Consider the following 15,450-nt stretch of genomic DNA (forward strand, 5'->3'; position numbering starts at 1 on the left):
CCGGAGCGATGGATGCTGGACCGGGAGTGGCATCGGGCCTGTCGAAGCCGCGCGTCGAGCTGATCGAAGATCAGCTGCGCGGCGAAGGGGCGGGGCCGGCATCCATCGCGCAGGCGGACGCAACCACGACTGACGGGATGACCAAGTGACCATCGCAAGCATGCTCCCGCTCGGTGAGCTCACAAACCCGGGCCAGATGCGTTTGGCGCTCGTGCAGGTGGTCAACTGGGGCACATTCCACGGGGCCCACACCATGCATGTGGACCGCAAGGGGACCCTTCTGACGGGCAACTCAGGTGTCGGTAAGTCGACGCTCTTTGATGCGATGCTCCGGGTGTTTGATGCCCGTCCGCGCTCGAATGAGGCTGCTGCCCAGCGCTCCGGCGGTGCTGTGGAGGACAAGAGGACCACGTTCACTTACATGCGCGGCAAGGTTGGTGATAAGGCGGTGGGCGACAGCTCCGCCAGTGCCTTCCAGCGCCCGGGTGCCACCTGGTCCGCCGTCGCGCTGACGTTTGATAACGCGGCCGGCACGAAGGTGACGGTGTCGGCGCTGTTCGATCTGCCGAAAAACGGCACGGAGTCGAGCGTCGGGCGTTTTTACGTGATCGACAGCAAGCCGTTGGACCTTGAGGCCATTGAGGGGATCGCGCAGAAGCGGTTCACCAAGGGCGCGCTGGAGTCGATCTTCCCGGATGGGCAGGTTTTCGACGTCCACAAGGCGTTCGCCGAGCGTTTCCGGAGGCTCCTGGGTATCAACTCGGACCAGGCGCTGCCGCTGTTGCGTGTGATCCAAGCCGGTAAGGGTTTGGGCGGCAGCGTTAATACCTTCTTCCGCGACCAGGTACTTGACGCTCCGGCCACGTTGGCTGCGGCCGATGATGTGGTGGAGGAATTCAGCAACCTGATGTCCATCCGGCAGCGGTTGGAGGATGTCCGGCAGCAGCGCGACCAGTTGGCACCCGTTCCGGGGCTGAACAAGGAGTACGCGCAGGCGTTGCTGGACGCGAACCGTCTGCGGGAGTTGGCCGGCGAGGAGTTTGAAGCGTACAAGCAGCAGCTCGCGGTCACGGTGCACGCCAAGACGCTGGCCCGCTACAAGGACTTGGCCCAGTCCAAAGCCCAGGAACTCGCCGCTGAGCGTACGGTGCGGGACGCTTTGGCCAAAGAGCTCCGCGACCTTGAACTGGACTACAACAACCGCGGCGGCAATGCGATTTCGGCCATTGAGCAGTCGTTGGAGAACGCCAAGGTTGGCCTGAAGCTCCGTCAGCAGGTTGAAGATTCGGCCCGGAAGGCGCTGGCCGACGCCGGACTGAACCTTGAGTGGTCAGCCGAGGGCTGGGACCAGGCGCATGAGCAGGCAGCAGCCCGCTCGGCGGAGCTGAAGGACGATTCGGAGGCACTGAAGGAGCTTCGTTTCGAGGCGTTCGACGGGCACGCCACCAAAAAGCGTGAACTGGCGGCGGCCCAGCAGGAACTCCTGTCGTTGCGGTCGCGCAAGTCCTTGTTGCCGCCGTCGAGCATTGAAAACCGGGCCGCCATCGCGGCCGCAACCGGCGTCCCGGAAGAGCGCATGCCGTTTGGCGGCGAGTTGATCGACCTCGCTGAGGGGCAGGATCAATGGCGTCCGGCCGCCGAGCGTGCGCTGCGCAATCTCGCCACCACGTTGCTGGTTCCGGGTGAGCATTTCGCGGCGGTCACCCGGTACCTGAACGATAACGCCGTCCGTGGAGCCCTCCGGGCCGTCGATGTGTCCAAGCCGCTCGCCGGTGGCGCGCTGGCTGTGGAGGACGTGTCCGACGGCGACCTCTTGACTAAGTTGAGCATCCTCACCTCGGGCGCCAACGCGGACGCCGGAGAGTGGATCCGGGAACGGATCGCCGTGGACTTCGCGTACCCGTGCGTCGAGGATCCTGACGAGCTTGCTCGGCTGGACAAGGGCCTGAGCCTGGGTGGCGTGGTCAAGCGCAACCGTCACACGGTGGAGAAGGACGACCGGTTCACGAGCCGCCAGGATTACGTCCTGGGCTTCGACAACGCTTCCAAACTGGAGTTGGTGGCAGCCCGCGCGGGCGAGTTGGAGAACGAGCTCGTGAAGGCCGCGGAACTTGCGCAGAGCCGTGAGGATTCGCACCAAGGCATGGCCCGGCAGCTCGAGGCGCTCCGCCGTGTCGCTGAGGATGAGCGGCCGTGGGAGCAAGTTTCCGCAGCTGTCGCAGCAGAGGAACTTGCCCGGATCGAACAGCGCCTCTCGGATGCTTTGGCCGCGCAGGCCGACCTGGAGCCGTTGCGGGCCACCATCGAGTCCGTACGCGAGAAGCACCAGGCCTCCACAGGTACGGCCGCGGTGCTGCAGAGCGAGTACAAGGCGCTGGACCACAAGATGACCACGGCGGACGGCCTGCTCGATGCCGCGAGGCTGAAGCTCGAGCAAGCACCGCCGTCGGCTTCTACCGTCACTGCACTGGAGCCGTACTTCGACGGCGTCGCCGAGGTCTCTGAACTGTACGAGCTCGACAACCTGGCCAACAGCGTCCGCAACAAACTGCTCGACGAATTGCATTCCGCAGAGTCGCGCGGCCAAGCGACGGCTGAGCGGTTGACCCGCATGTTCGAAGCCTTCGTGCGCGACTGGGGAAGTGCCATCAGCGCCGATCACGGTACGTCGATTGGGGCTGCCAGGGACTTCGAATCCCGCTACCACGCGATCGTCAGTGATGGTTTGCCCGCACAAGAGGCCGAGTTCCGGCTGTTCTTCAACCAGCGCACCCACGAATCGTTCAGCACGCTCCTGCATTTGCTCGATGAGGAACGCCGCAGCATCACCAGCCGCATCCTGCCCCTCAACGGCATCCTGTCCCAGGTGAATTTCCACGAGGGCAGCTTCCTGGAACTGGACATCAAACAGACGCTTCCGGCTACGGCCAAACAGTTCAAGGACGCGATCCAGAACGCCTTGAAGGCGAAGCACACCCGCCCCTCGCGTGGCGCTGCTTCAGCCACAGAAGTGGACGACGACGCCGAACTCACCGCGCGCTATAAGTCGCTTGAGACCTTGGTCAAGCGCCTTGGATCCCAAACCCCGGAGGACCGCCGTTGGCGGTCCGAGGTGCTGGACGTTCGTGGCCACCTGTTTATCCAGTGCAAGGAGCACCGTGAGGTCGCTTCGAAATCGGGCAAAACCGGCACCGGCAAAGCAGTCAATCGGAAGACCGAAGTCTTCATGCATGCTGATACCGGCTCCATGTCCGGCGGTGAGCGCCAGCGTTTCACGGCGTTCATCATGGCTGCGGCCCTGAGTTACCAGCTGGGCATTGCCGAGCAGGGCTTTACGACGTACGGCACGGTGATGATGGACGAAGCATTCGTGTTGGCTTCCGAAGAGTTCGCGGGTGCCGGCATCAAGGCGCTCCACGAGTTCGGGTTCCAGCTGTTGCTGGCCGCCCCGGAAAACGTGATCGACCTGTCCAGGCACCTTGGATCCGTTACGGAAATCCTCCGCGACAAGCGAACCAACCGCTCGGGTGTGCTCACGGCTCCGGTCATTGCCGGGCCCGGTGACCCCGGAGCATGGCGGTCCGAAGCCAACCCGGTGGACATCGTCCTCCGCTGACGTCCCCTGCCGTCTTGCCCGCCCAAGTAGGTAGCAGATCATGCCGTTTTGACCGTTCCAAACGGCATCTGCTGCTACCTACTTGGGGTCGCCGGGAGTTACTTCGCGCGGACGCGGTCCAGGAACTGTTCTGTCCTTGACTCCAGCCCGGTGATCTGCCGAACCACGACGGCGGCCGGGTCCGGGTTGATCTCGTTGGCGGGCGGCTCCTTGCGCACGTTGGCGCTGCAGCCGAACTCCGCGCAGATCAGTGTCCCCACGGTGTTCCCGTCCTTGCCGGATTGTCCGGCTTTTTTGGCAACCCACAGGTAGACGTCGTCCTTGGAGAAGACGTCACGGCACAGTTCGCAGAGGACAACGCGCCTCTTGCCGGACCCACCTTCAGGAGCCCGGAGCAGGATACCGGTGAGCTTGCCCCGGTGTGGAACCACGAGGTAGCCGCGCTGGGGCATCTTTTCGTCGCGCCAGCCGAGGAACTCCAGGTTGTCCCAGTCAATGGTCTCGAAGTCGCGGGGGAGGCTGGCCTTGGCGGCCTCCGAGCGGCTGGCGTTAATGAATGACGCACGAATCTGTTGGGCTGTGATTTTTTGCATGGCAAAGCTTCTTTCGGAAATGGTCGACGTCCGCGCGCTGCGGTTGGGCGCGCGGGGAGTGGCAGAAGACGTCGGTCATCAGAGAAAGAGGGCACTGAAAAGAGACCCTGAATCGGGTGCTGGGCGAGTGCCTAGAAGGATGCCGACGAGCGGGGTAGTGCCAAGCAGGCCAAAACGGCCACCTCGCCAACCATGGCTGCAGCAACTGAAACAGTGCGCACGCTCATCCCCTCGTTCCAATCCGTAAGAAGCGGTAGTCCGCTGCCACCAATACTTTCAAAACTTCCGGGCAGATGTCCATTGAGAGATGGTTCGGCTTGAGAGCGCGGGATGTGAGAGATGGTTCGGCTGGAGGGCGCGGGATGTGAGGGAGCGTGTGATCTGCATCCCATTTCACCCATAGGCTGGATTAGGTGACGCAAACGTTTCTTAATTATCGGCAGGCTAGGCTAGCCTTACTTAGGTTCGCATCACTTACTTAAGGAGTCCCGTGGCTTCCCTTCTCCCACGCCGCGCCCTGCTGAAAACAGCAGGAACCGCGACGGCCGCGCTTGCCGCCGTCGCTCTTACCCTCACCGGCTGCTCCACTGGCCCCTCGACCTCGGCTCCGGCTTCTTCCGAGGCAGCATCCTCAGCTTTCCCCGTAACCCTCAAGAACGTCTTTGGTGAGACCACCATCAAGGAACAGCCCAAGCGCGTAGTCACCGTCTCGTGGGTCAATGATGATGTCGCGATCGCACTGGGCGTTGTTCCCGTCGGCGTTCCGAAGAACGAATGGGGCAACAACGATCAGGGCTCCACCCCCTGGAAGGACGCGGCCCTCGAGAAGCTCGGCGCCGGCTTCGGCACCGACAAGGCTCCGGTCCAGTTCTCCGAAGCTGACGGCATCAACTTCACCGAGATCGCCAAGCTCAGCCCCGACGTTATCCTGGCCGCCTACTCGGGCCTGGAAGAAGCTGACTACAAGAAGCTCAGCGAAATTGCACCCGTTGTGGCACAGCCAGAGCTCGCCTACGGCACGCCGTGGCAGGAAAGCACCACCCTGATCGGCAAGGCGCTGGGCAAGGAAGCCGAAGCCAAGAAGCTGATCGAGGACACCGAGACCACCGTCAAGGACAAGGTTTCCAAGTTCCCGCAGATCAAGGACAAGACCTTCATCTACGGCAACCTCGAGCCCGCCAAGGGCGATGGCGCCAATGTTTACACCGCCATCGACAACCGTCCCCGCTTCCTCTCCGAAATCGGCATGAAGCTGGCTCCCGTGGTGGAGCAGAACACCAAGTCGACCACTGAATTCTTCATCCCGTGGTCCGCTGAGAAGGCCAACGAACTCGATTCCGACATCTTCGTGACCTGGGTTCCGGACGCCACCACGGCAGATGCCATCAAGGCTGATCCGCTGCTCGGACAGATCCCGGCCATCAAGAAGGGCGCCCTTGTTGCCGATTCGGACAACACTCTGACGCTCTCCATCTCGGCCTCGTCGCCGCTGAGCCTGCCGTGGGCACTGGATACGTTCCTGCCGCAGCTGGGTAAAGCAGCGGACGCCGCAGGCAAGTAACTGCAATGAAACTGAGTACGACGACGGCAGCCCAGGGGCGGGGCAACGGCACTTCGGTGCCGGCTGGCCCGGGAGGCATCACCCCTGGTGCTACGGGAACCGGAGGGGGAACCGGTTCCCGTACCACCGCAGGCAAGCGCACCGCTTGGCTGTTGGCGGCCGTCGTCGTACTCGTCGCTGTCTGCGCCGCATCCTTGGCGATCGGCGCGCGCGGGCTTCCGCTCACTACTGTTTGGGAAGCTCTCACCAACTTCACTCCGGAGGACGGTAACCACGCTGTGGTCATCGCCCGGATTCCCCGCACTGTCCTGGGCCTGCTTGCCGGAGCCGCACTTGGCCTTGCCGGTGCAGCCATGCAGGGCGTGGCCCGCAATCCACTGGCCGATCCCGGCATTCTGGGGCTCAACGCCGGTGCTGCCCTGGCGGTCGTCGTGGGGATCTACGTTTTCGGTATCGGCTCGCTGTCCGGCTACATCTGGTTCGCCTTCATCGGCGCCGCGGCGGCCGCCGTCGTGGTTTATGCCGTTGCTTCCCTGGGGCGGGACGGCGCGACGCCGGTCAAACTCGCCCTCGCGGGTGCGGCCCTGAGCGCAGGCCTGTTCTCCCTGATGAACGTCATCCTGGTTTCGAGCCAGGACACGTTCGATCGTTTCCGTTTCTGGCAGGTGGGCACCATCGGAGGTCGTGACTGGTCCGTCCTCCTTCCCGCGCTGCCGTTCCTAGCCATCGGGGCCCTGATCATCCTGGCCGGCGGCCGCATTCTGAACAGCCTGGCACTTGGCGACGACATTGCCCGCGGCCTCGGCCAGAACGTCGCTTTGGCCCGTGGCATCACGGGGCTGGGCATCGTCCTGCTCTGTGGATCCGCCACTGCCGTGGCCGGACCGATCGCCTTCCTGGGCCTCGTCATTCCGCACGCTGTCCGCTCGCTGACCGGGCCGGACTACCGGTGGATCCTGCCGTTCTCCGCCGTTGTGGCCCCCATCCTGCTGATCAGCGCCGACATCGTTGGCCGCGTGATCCTTCTCCCGGGCGAAGTCCCCGCAGGAATCATGACGGCAATCATCGGCGCTCCCGTGTTCGTCTGGCTCATCCGCCGCGGCAAGGGGGCCGGACTGTGACAACCGTCCACAAACTCCCCACCGAGTTGGCACTTAATGCCAATAATGCGGGCAAACATGGCCATCAACTGTCACTTCGGCGCGTGCTGAGCCCTACGTTTTTCCTCGGGCTCGCTGTCGTGGTCATGTTCGCGGTTTATGTGCTCCTGGGTAGCTACACGGTGACCATCCCGGACTTCTTCAAGATTGTCATCAACCACCTGACCGGCGGGGAGAAGATCCCGGGGGCCAGCTTCATAGTCATGGAGCACAAACTTCCCCGCGCAGTGGTGGGAACCATGATCGGCATCGCCTTCGGCCTGGCCGGTGCACTGTTCCAGACCATGCTGCGCAACCCCCTCGCCAGCCCGGACATCATCGGCATCAGCTACGGTGCCAGCGCGGCGGCCGTGACGGCCATCGTCATTTTCGGTGCTTCGGGGGCCGTTGTTTCCGGGGCTGCGCTCGGTGGAGCGCTTGGCGTCGCAGCCATCATTTACGCAATCTCCCGCGGTGGTTCGGGCGCGGGTGGAGGCAGCCGCGGCAATGCCGCCGGCAACCGCCTCATCCTGGCAGGTGTCGGCATCGCCGCAGCCCTGCACGCGGTGGTCAACTTCCTCATGACCCGTGCTGACATCCGCACTGCAGCTGATGCCCTCATTTGGCTCAACGGATCCTTGAACTCCGCAACCTGGGACCGGGCAGGCGTCCTGGCGGTTTCCCTGCTGGTCCTGATCCCCGCCGTCATCGCCCTGGCAGGGCCGTTGCGCATCCTCGAACTGGGCGACGACGCCGCTGCAGGCCTTGGGATCAAGGTCAACGCCGCCCGGCTGGGACTGGTGCTGACCGCCGTCGGACTGGCCGCCGTCGCAACCGCCGCTGCCGGCCCGGTAGCGTTCGTCGCTTTCCTCGCCGGTCCGATCGCCCGCCGGATCGTCCGCAAACCGAGCCTCCCGGCGTCGGCCCTTACCGGTGCGCTGATCGTGCTCCTGGCCGACTTCTTCGCTTCCAACATCGCTCCCGTCATCCTCGACGGAACCGTCCTCCCGGTCGGCGTCATCACCGGCGCCCTCGGTGCCCCCTTCTTGCTGTGGCTGCTGGTCACGTCGAACCGAAAGGAGGCCTGACATGGCCATCCTTAATGCCCAGGACCTGACGCTCCAATACGAGGCACGCAAAGTGGTGGAGGGACTCAGCACCGAGATCCCCGAGGGCAAAGTGACCATGATCGTGGGCGCCAACGCCTGCGGGAAGTCCACGCTCCTCCGAGGCCTGTCGCGGCTTCTCAAGCCTGCGGGTGGCACCGTGACGCTGGACGGGAAAGACATCCACACCCGTCCCGCCCGCGAACTCGCCCGGACGCTCGGCCTCCTGCCGCAACATCCCACCGCTCCGGACGGCATCACCGTGCGCGATCTCGTGGGCCGCGGCCGCTACCCGCACCAGGGCTTCTTCCGCAGCTGGAGCGCAGCCGACGACGCCGCGGTGCAGCGCGCGCTCGATGCCACCTCCACGCTGGAACTCGCTGACCGCAGCATCGATGAACTGTCCGGCGGGCAGCGCCAGCGCGTGTGGATCGCCATGGCCCTGGCGCAGGAAACGGAAGTTCTGCTGCTGGACGAGCCCACCACCTACTTGGACCTCGCGCACCAAGTAGAAGTCCTGGACCTCATCACGGACCTCAACCGCAGCCGCGGCACCACCGTGGCAATCGTGCTCCACGACCTCAACCTCGCGGCACGTTACGCGGACCACGTCATCGCCATGAAGGGCGGGTGCATTGTGGCCGAAGGGCCCGCTCCCGTCGTAGTGACAGAAGAACTCGTCTACAACGTTTTCGGCCTGGAATCCCGCGTGGTTCCGGACCCCATTTCAGGCACGCCGCTGATCGTCCCCATCGGACGCCACCACGCACGCCCCGCTTCAACCAACGAACTGGAGATCGCCTCATGAGTGCACAACCGACCCAGGCAAAAGCAAGCGCCGCCGTGGAGCCCATGACCCTCGCCTTCGACGTCACCGTGACGGCCGTGCAGGAATTGAGCCCTAACTTCCGCCGCATCACCTTCGGCGGTTACTCACTGCGTGACTTCGGCGTTGCCGGAGACACCCTGGACCTCCGCGTGAAGCTGATGATCCCGTCCTTCGACGCCTCCGGAAACGTCATTCCGTTGCCTGCGTTCAAGATGGAAGAAGCCGGCTGGTACCAGGAATGGCTCGCCATGGACTCGACCGTCCGCGGTGACATGCGCACCTACACCGTGCGCTCCGAGCGCCTCGACGCCGTGTACCCGGAGATCGACATCGACTTCGTCATGCACTTCGACGACGCCGGCCACGGTGGCCCCGCGGCCAACTGGGCTCTCGGTGCGAAACCAGGCGACGCGCTCACCATCATCGGGCCCAACAACCGCGCAGCGCAGTGCACCACTGCCGGCGCATATGGTGGCATCGAATGGCGTCCGGGACTGGCCCAGCGCGTGCTCCTGGCCGGCGACGAAACCGCGGTCCCCGCCATCAGCGCCATCCTCGAAAGCCTCCCCGCCGACATGACCGGCCACGCCTTCCTCGAAGTACCGGAAGCGGGCGACTTCCAGGACATCAACACCGCGGCCGACATCGAAATCACCTGGCTTGCCCGCGGTGCGGCCATCGGACGCGCACGTCCCCACGGAGAACTCCTCAAGGAAGCCGTCGCCAAGGCCGTTCCCGTGCCGGGCTGGGTAGGCATCAAGGGTGCCGGGACCGCAGCCGGACCCGAGCCCGAAGACGTCAACGTGGACCAGGACATCCTCTGGGAAACCCCGCAGCGCATGGACGCTGCAGCCATCGAAGCCACCAAAAACCCCACCCTTCCCGCCGGTGCACTGCCGTTCTACGCCTGGATCGCCGGTGAAGCCTTCGTCATCAAGGAAATGCGCCGCTACCTGGTGCGGGACGTTGGCATTGACCGTAAGCAGGTTGCTTTCATGGGTTACTGGCGTCGGGGCAAGGCAGAGGGCTAAGCCTGCTGGTCCGCTTAGTCTGCCGCTGGGCGGCCGGTTGACGGCCATCCTCGGCGTGCTGCTACTTCGTCGCTTTGACGCACGCTGCCGGATGCCCGCCAACCGGCCGTGCGCGTGTGTCACCTTCCGGCGCTCTCTCACTTCCCTCGGGTTTGGGGGCGGCGCTCTCTCACTTCCCTCGGGCTTAGGGGTGTTGCTCTCTCACTTCCCTCGTGCTTGTTCACTTGGGGTTGGCTCTGGTGTAACCGGGGGCGGGTAGCTTCGGTGGGGTGCGGGAGGAATTCGGGGACGGGGTTAAGGCTCGACGGCGGTTTGTCGCCATCGGGGATTCCTTCACCGAGGGCGTGGGGGACCCCAGCAAGGTTTTGCCCAACGGGGTCCGCGGATGGGCGGACCGGGTGGCCGAAAAGTTGGCGAAGGCGGAGCCGGGCTGGGAGTACGCCAACCTGGCAGTACGCAGCAAAAGGCTCCGGCACATCATTGACGAACAACTCGAGCCTGCGGTGGCCATGGAGCCGACGCTCATCACGCTCTACGCGGGCGGTAACGACATCCTCGACTTTGGTACTGACATGGATGCGCTCCTCAACGACTATGAGCTCCTGGTCGCCCGGCTGAGTGAAACCGGGGCCACCCTGGTGCTGTTCACTGGGTTCGACGTGAAAGTCTCCGCGGTCTTGGAGCCTTTCAAAAAGCGCAACACCCTCTACAACCAAAGGGTCCGTGACATCGCCGCGAAGTACGGCGCAGTCCTGGTGGATTACTGGTGCTTTGACGCCTACAAGGACCAGCGGATGTGGGCCCCGGATCGCCTCCACATGTCCAAAGCGGGCCACAAGTACCTGGCCGCGCAGGTCTTGGACCACCTCAACGTCCCACACAAAATCTCGCCCAAGGACTGGGACCCGCCCACGCGTTTGTCCGTGCGCGAATGGGAACGCCGCCAGCGTCGCTGGGTGAACGACTGGGTGGTCCCGCTCTTCGGTCGGAAACTGCGTGGCGTCACGCTGGGCGATGCGCTCAGCCCGCGCTGGCCCCAACCCGTGAAGGTCCCGCGCAAGGGCGGTTTGAAGAAGCTCATGGAAAAGGCAACGCAGTGACGGAACAAATCAGGTTCGTGGCCCTCGGCGATTCCTTCACTGAGGGTGTTGGTGACAACGACCTCAGGCTTCCCAACAATTGCCGGGGTTGGGCAGACAGGGTGGCAGAAGAACTGGCAAGGCACGACGAAACAGTGCGATACGCCAATCTGGCCATCCGCGGCAGGCGCCTCCAACGGATCGCCGACGAACAAATCCAACCCGCCCTCGCTATGAAGCCCACGTTGGTCAGTTTCTACGCCGGTGGCAATGACCTCCTGATGGCCCGGCCCAACATGGCCAAACTGATCGGGGATTACGAGGTCGCCGTCCAACGAATCACAGCCAGTGGAGCCACGGTGCTGCTGTTCACGGGTTACAACGTCCCCTTGTCGCCGCTGCTGGAGCCGCTCAAAGTCCGCACGGCAATCTACAACCGCAACATTCGGAGCATCGCCGCGAAATACCAGGCGCTCCTGGTGGACTATTGGTGCTTCGAGAAGTTCCAGGACCCGCGCATGTGGGCCCCCGATCGCCTGCATATGTCCACTCCCGGCCACAGCTACATGGCCAAAAAGGTCCTCGAGGTGCTCGGGGCGCGGCACTCACTCCAGTCGCCCAGGCTCTCAGCGCCTCGTCCTCGGACCCGGACCGAAAACATCGCCGACGACGTCGCCTGGTTGAGGCGCGACGTCGGACCTTGGTTTTCGCGTCGGCTTCGCGGCGTATCCAGCGGCGACCACGTGGAGGCGCGGTGGCCGGAACTCATGCCGGTGGTGCTGCCCGAACGGCTGGGCACTGCAAAAGCGCAGTTGCCTCAGTTATCCAGCAGGTTTTCGTAACCCTCAGCAACGCTGGTTGCCGTGAACTCGATGATCTCGAACTCAGCCACGCCATTGCTGTAGAACGGATCCTCGGCCAGGGAGGCGTCCAAGGTTGCCCTGTCCACTTTGGACAGCAGCACGCCGCCCGTGGCTGGGACGCGGCGTCCGGACGCAAGGAAGATGCCGCCGTCGAACGCGTCCTTAAGCCAGGCCATGTGGCCCGGACGGTGGAAGTCGACGATTTCGTCGGGAACTTTGTAGGTCAACGAGACTACGAACATGCCGCCAGCCTATCGGTTGGGCCGCTGCCCGGACCTAAGGAGGCTGTGAATTCTCCTAAGATGGGTTCATGACTCAACCCCGCTGGCTGAACGCCGACGAACGCCGTGCCTGGCTGGCCCTTCTGAGCATCAACACCTTGCTTCCTTCGGCGTTGGACACCCAACTCCAGTCGGTCGGCAAACTGTCTCTTTTCGACTACAACGTGTTGGCGATGCTCTCCGAAACCGAAGGCCGATACCTTCCCATGAGCGAGCTTGCTGCGCGAACAAGTGCCTCCTTGTCGCGCCTGTCGCATGTGGTGACCAAGCTGCAGAAGCGTGGCTGGGTAGAGCGGCAGGCACACCCCGGCGACGCCCGCGTGACCGTTGCGCACCTCACCGAGGCCGGCATGTCCACCATCGTTTCCCTCGCCCCGGGACACGTGGAATCCGTGCGTACGCTGATGCTTGATTCGCTGACCCCGGACGACGTCGCGGACCTCGCCCGGATCGGCGAGAAAATCGTGGCCCGCCTGGATAACAACCACTGGATCCTTCGGGACTCGTGAGGGTGCTTTGTGGCCCCGGGCGTTGAGGTGGCAGACTGGCGGCATGGATTTTTCTGCCCGTTACGTTGCCCTGGGCGACTCTTTCACTGAGGGCGTCGGCGACGACGATCCCCACCGTCCCAACGGGGTTCGAGGGTGGGCAGACGTCGTAGCCGGGCAGTTGGCAAGCAGCAACGAGGACTTCGGCTACGCGAATCTCGCGATCCGCGGCCGGAAGCTCCGCCAGATTATGGCAGAGCAAGTGGACGCCGCCGTCGCCATGAATCCAACGTTGGTGACCCTGTACGCAGGGGCGAACGACATCCTGCGTCCCAAGATCGATATTGACTCGCTTCTTGAGGAGTACGACGCCGGTATCGCCAAGTTAAGCGCGGTGGGCGCCACCGTTGTCCTCTTCACGGGCTTTGACGCAAAGGGCTCCAAGGTTTTCAGCGCCATGCGCGGACGCACTGCCATTTACAACGAACTGGTGCGCGAAATAGCCGAGAACCACGGCGCCTTGCTGGTGGATTACTGGCGGTTTGACGAGTACGACGATTGGCGCCTCTGGGGCGAGGACCGGATGCATATGTCCACCGCCGGCCACGTCAACATGGCAAAGCGGGTGCTCGATGTCCTTGAGCATGAGCACGTCATCGAGGTCCCCGAACTGGCGCCGACGCGGCTGATGAACCGGGTTGAAGCCCTCAAGGCCAATGCGCGCTGGTTCCGGGAATCCGCCGCGCCGTGGGTGGCCCGCCGTGTCCGGGGCGTCTCTTCCGGCGATGGTTTGAGCCCTAAATACCCCGAATTGATCAGACCGCTCTAGCCCGACCTTGCCGGCGACCCGCCTTTGGTAAGACGGTGGCTCGGGGCATGGGCGCGCAGGGCTTATGATGCCGGATTGGTCTTAATTTGGCCTGGCCCGTAGAATAGTTAGGCGCTAGGTAGTGCGGTTCGTGTGCAATTGCTCCGGTTGGTGGTGACTGTCGGTTTTCCCGACATCCCGGTGGCCGGTAGTTAGGGGCTCAAGTTGCGTGCATTCCTGTATTCGCCCGGTATCCCAGGACCTGTTCCAGTGTTCATCACTGCCCGGTCCTGAGGCCAACCTTCTTCGCCGCACTTGCTGCGGAAACTACCGAAATGGTTTGGACCCGGATGCGGACGCTGCCTGTCGCACGGTAACGCAGGAACATCTGCACGCCGTTACATTCAATCTTTGGAGGAGAGTCATGGCAGCACACTGCCAAGTGACCGGAGCCGAGCCGGGCTTTGGACACAGCATTTCGCACTCGCACCGTCGCAACAAGCGTCGGTTCGACCCGAACATTCAGAAGAAGCGCTACTGGGTTCCGTCCCTGCGCCGTAATGTCACGCTGACCCTGTCAGCCCGTGGCATCAAGACAATCGACGTTCGCGGCATCGACTCAGTCGTCGCCGACATCCTGTCACGAGGAGTAAAGCTCTAATGGCAAAGGACAAGGACGTACGTCCCATCATCAAGCTGAAGTCCACCGCGGGCACCGGTTACACCTACGTAACCCGCAAGAACCGTCGTAACGACCCGGACCGTCTGGTCCTGAAGAAGTACGACCCCAAGATCCGCCAGCACGTCGAATTCCGAGAGGAGCGCTAAACACATGGCAAAGAAGTCAAAGATTGCTCGCAACGAGCAGCGCAAGGTCATTGTTGAGCGTTACGCTGCCAAGCGTCTCGAGCTGAAGAAGACCCTGGTTGATCCCAACGCGACTGACGAAGCACGCGAAGCTGCACGCCTCGGCCTGCAGAAGCTTCCCCGCAACGCTTCCCCGATCCGTCTGCGTAACCGCGACCAGATCGACGGCCGTCCCCGCGGCACGCTCCAGAAGTTCGGTATCTCCCGTGTTCGCTTCCGCGACATGGCTCACCGCGGTGAGCTCCCGGGCATCACCAAGTCTTCCTGGTAATCACGAAGCTCTGAAAAGGTCGGCAACCGTCATGGTTGCCGGCCTTTTCTGCGTTTAAGCGTCCTTTCTGGTGTGTGGGGGAGAGGCGCCGGACGGCGGCGGGTGAGTTTTGCCGGTGCCGGCTGGTGAGTGGTGCCGCCGGAAGCGGCGGTCATCCTCGGCGCGCTCGGTCGTGCCTCCCTTGGACGCGCGCTGCCGGATGACCGCCGCCTCCTTTCGTCGCTCTCTCACTTCCCTCGGGATTGGGCCCGACGCTCGCTCACTTCCCTCGGGTCTGGTTGGTGTTCGACGGCGGTTGTTGGGTTTGGTGCCGGGGCGGCTGGTGGGTGGGGGCTAGGGTGTGTGACGGGCTTCACCTGTGTTGTTTTGGGCGGGTTCGGGGTGGTTCGTGGGTCGTTTGGCTTTGTTGGGCCCGTGTTTGCGGGGTTCTGGGGGGTGTTGGGGGTGATTTGTGCCGGGGCGCGTGGGCGTGTAATGTCTTCTGAGTCGCCGCGAGTGAGACAGCCTGGAGCTGAGAGCCGCGGAGACCGAATCCCTTTGATAACAGCCTGAAAAATGGTTCGCTTTTGAGCGTTCCTGTGCAGGGTGGGGCCGAGGGCTGGATCGGGAATCGCGGAAACGTTGATTTGCCAAGATCTGGTTGATCGGGTAAGTTTGAAAAGTTGCTCCGGAGCGATCCTGGACCCCTTGTGGGTGTGGGTGGTGCCGGTAGTGTCTGTTGTTTGAGAACTCAATAGTGTGCCAAGTTTGTTGATACCGATTGTTTTATCAATTGGTTGAAATTATGGCCAGTACTGTCGCGCACCCCCGTGTGTGGTGGTCTGGTTTTCAGCTGGTTTCGAATTTTGTGCAGCCGTGCCGGTCGTTATTTCCGGTGGGTGTGGTTGTGTCTGTTTGATTTGTTTTACTTCAACGGAG

15 protein-coding genes are annotated in these 15,450 nt (G+C 63.2%); 13 read left to right on the top strand and 2 right to left on the bottom strand.

What is annotated here, in order from left to right; all coding sequences use genetic code 11:
* Window positions 1-145 precede the first annotated feature (145 nt).
* A complete protein-coding gene (locus RQH14_RS04195; protein WP_311212079.1) occupies window positions 146-3,616 on the top strand; it encodes an ATP-binding protein in 3,471 nt (1,156 codons plus the stop codon).
* Between the two features lie 98 nt (window positions 3,617-3,714).
* Here the strand turns inward: RQH14_RS04195 and RQH14_RS04200 are convergent, their stop codons facing one another.
* Window positions 3,715-4,209 (bottom strand): FBP domain-containing protein, encoded by a 495-nt coding sequence (locus RQH14_RS04200; protein WP_311212080.1) that lies wholly within the window; start codon window positions 4,207-4,209, stop codon window positions 3,715-3,717.
* 490 nt (window positions 4,210-4,699) lie between these two features.
* On the opposite strand from RQH14_RS04200, the gene RQH14_RS04205 reads away from it, so the two are divergent.
* The 7 genes from RQH14_RS04205 (at window position 4,700) to RQH14_RS04235 (ending at window position 11,796) form a co-directional block, all read left to right on the top strand.
* Window positions 4,700-5,770: an iron-siderophore ABC transporter substrate-binding protein gene (locus RQH14_RS04205; protein ID WP_311212081.1), complete on the top strand. Its 1,071-nt coding sequence runs from the start codon at window positions 4,700-4,702 to the stop codon at window positions 5,768-5,770.
* A 5-nt stretch (window positions 5,771-5,775) separates the two neighbouring features.
* Window positions 5,776-6,891, top strand: coding sequence for an iron chelate uptake ABC transporter family permease subunit (locus tag RQH14_RS04210; protein WP_311212082.1), 1,116 nt, complete (start codon window positions 5,776-5,778; stop codon window positions 6,889-6,891).
* The gene (locus tag RQH14_RS04215) at window positions 6,888-7,997 is read left to right on the top strand and encodes an iron chelate uptake ABC transporter family permease subunit (protein ID WP_311212083.1); all 1,110 of its coding nucleotides are present in this window, start codon (window positions 6,888-6,890) and stop codon (window positions 7,995-7,997) included. The genes RQH14_RS04210 and RQH14_RS04215 overlap by 4 nt, the downstream gene beginning before the upstream one ends.
* A gap of 1 nt (window position 7,998) precedes the next feature.
* Window positions 7,999-8,823, top strand: coding sequence for an ABC transporter ATP-binding protein (locus RQH14_RS04220; protein WP_311212084.1), 825 nt, complete (start codon window positions 7,999-8,001; stop codon window positions 8,821-8,823).
* Window positions 8,820-9,875 (top strand): siderophore-interacting protein, encoded by a 1,056-nt coding sequence (locus RQH14_RS04225; protein ID WP_311212085.1) that lies wholly within the window; start codon window positions 8,820-8,822, stop codon window positions 9,873-9,875. Before RQH14_RS04220 ends, RQH14_RS04225 begins: the two co-directional genes overlap by 4 nt.
* 269 nt (window positions 9,876-10,144) lie before the next feature.
* Window positions 10,145-10,975 carry an SGNH/GDSL hydrolase family protein gene (locus RQH14_RS04230; RefSeq protein ID WP_311212086.1) on the top strand — a complete coding sequence of 277 codons (831 nt, stop codon included), beginning with the start codon at window positions 10,145-10,147 and terminating at the stop codon, window positions 10,973-10,975.
* On the top strand, window positions 10,972-11,796 hold the full coding sequence (locus tag RQH14_RS04235; RefSeq protein ID WP_311212087.1) for an SGNH/GDSL hydrolase family protein: 825 nt from the start codon (window positions 10,972-10,974) through the stop codon (window positions 11,794-11,796). The genes RQH14_RS04230 and RQH14_RS04235 overlap by 4 nt, the downstream gene beginning before the upstream one ends.
* Here the strand turns inward: RQH14_RS04235 and RQH14_RS04240 are convergent.
* Complete coding sequence (locus tag RQH14_RS04240) at window positions 11,772-12,059, bottom strand: YciI family protein (RefSeq protein ID WP_311212088.1); 288 nt, start codon at window positions 12,057-12,059, stop codon at window positions 11,772-11,774. The genes RQH14_RS04235 and RQH14_RS04240 overlap by 25 nt on opposite strands.
* 68 nt (window positions 12,060-12,127) lie before the next feature.
* Here RQH14_RS04240 and RQH14_RS04245 point away from each other — a divergent pair, with 68 nt between their 5' ends.
* The 5 genes from RQH14_RS04245 (at window position 12,128) to rpsN (ending at window position 14,532) form a co-directional block, all read left to right on the top strand.
* Complete coding sequence (locus RQH14_RS04245; protein WP_089596480.1) at window positions 12,128-12,607, top strand: MarR family winged helix-turn-helix transcriptional regulator; 480 nt, start codon at window positions 12,128-12,130, stop codon at window positions 12,605-12,607.
* A 43-nt stretch (window positions 12,608-12,650) separates the two neighbouring features.
* Window positions 12,651-13,415, top strand: coding sequence for an SGNH/GDSL hydrolase family protein (locus RQH14_RS04250; protein WP_311212089.1), 765 nt, complete (start codon window positions 12,651-12,653; stop codon window positions 13,413-13,415).
* A gap of 403 nt (window positions 13,416-13,818) precedes the next feature.
* Window positions 13,819-14,055 carry a 50S ribosomal protein L28 gene (rpmB, locus tag RQH14_RS04255; RefSeq protein WP_311212090.1) on the top strand — a complete coding sequence of 79 codons (237 nt, stop codon included), beginning with the start codon at window positions 13,819-13,821 and terminating at the stop codon, window positions 14,053-14,055.
* Window positions 14,055-14,222 (top strand): 50S ribosomal protein L33, encoded by a 168-nt coding sequence (gene rpmG, locus RQH14_RS04260; RefSeq protein ID WP_003798558.1) that lies wholly within the window; start codon window positions 14,055-14,057, stop codon window positions 14,220-14,222. The genes rpmB and rpmG overlap by 1 nt, the downstream gene beginning before the upstream one ends.
* A 4-nt stretch (window positions 14,223-14,226) precedes the next feature.
* On the top strand, window positions 14,227-14,532 hold the full coding sequence (rpsN, locus tag RQH14_RS04265) for a 30S ribosomal protein S14 (RefSeq protein ID WP_011776360.1): 306 nt from the start codon (window positions 14,227-14,229) through the stop codon (window positions 14,530-14,532).
* The last annotated feature ends 918 nt before the right edge of the window (window positions 14,533-15,450 follow it).

The organism is Arthrobacter sp. WCS2018Hpa-7 (assembly GCF_031843805.1).
In the GTDB taxonomy this organism is placed as follows: Bacteria; Actinomycetota; Actinomycetes; order Actinomycetales; family Micrococcaceae; genus Arthrobacter.

What these genes read in the sequence shown, in the direction of transcription:
- RQH14_RS04240 (WP_311212088.1), bottom strand. Translation starts at nt 12,059, where the DNA reads ATGTTCGTAGTCTCGTTGACCTACAAAGTTCCCGACGAAATCGTCGAC.
- RQH14_RS04210 (WP_311212082.1), top strand. Translation starts at nt 5,776, where the DNA reads ATGAAACTGAGTACGACGACGGCAGCCCAGGGGCGGGGCAACGGCACT.
- rpsN (WP_011776360.1), top strand. Translation starts at nt 14,227, where the DNA reads ATGGCAAAGAAGTCAAAGATTGCTCGCAACGAGCAGCGCAAGGTCATT.
- RQH14_RS04200 (WP_311212080.1), bottom strand. Translation starts at nt 4,209, where the DNA reads ATGCAAAAAATCACAGCCCAACAGATTCGTGCGTCATTCATTAACGCC.
- RQH14_RS04225 (WP_311212085.1), top strand. Translation starts at nt 8,820, where the DNA reads ATGAGTGCACAACCGACCCAGGCAAAAGCAAGCGCCGCCGTGGAGCCC.
- RQH14_RS04220 (WP_311212084.1), top strand. Translation starts at nt 7,999, where the DNA reads ATGGCCATCCTTAATGCCCAGGACCTGACGCTCCAATACGAGGCACGC.
- RQH14_RS04245 (WP_089596480.1), top strand. Translation starts at nt 12,128, where the DNA reads ATGACTCAACCCCGCTGGCTGAACGCCGACGAACGCCGTGCCTGGCTG.
- rpmG (WP_003798558.1), top strand. Translation starts at nt 14,055, where the DNA reads ATGGCAAAGGACAAGGACGTACGTCCCATCATCAAGCTGAAGTCCACC.
- rpmB (WP_311212090.1), top strand. Translation starts at nt 13,819, where the DNA reads ATGGCAGCACACTGCCAAGTGACCGGAGCCGAGCCGGGCTTTGGACAC.
- RQH14_RS04250 (WP_311212089.1), top strand. Translation starts at nt 12,651, where the DNA reads ATGGATTTTTCTGCCCGTTACGTTGCCCTGGGCGACTCTTTCACTGAG.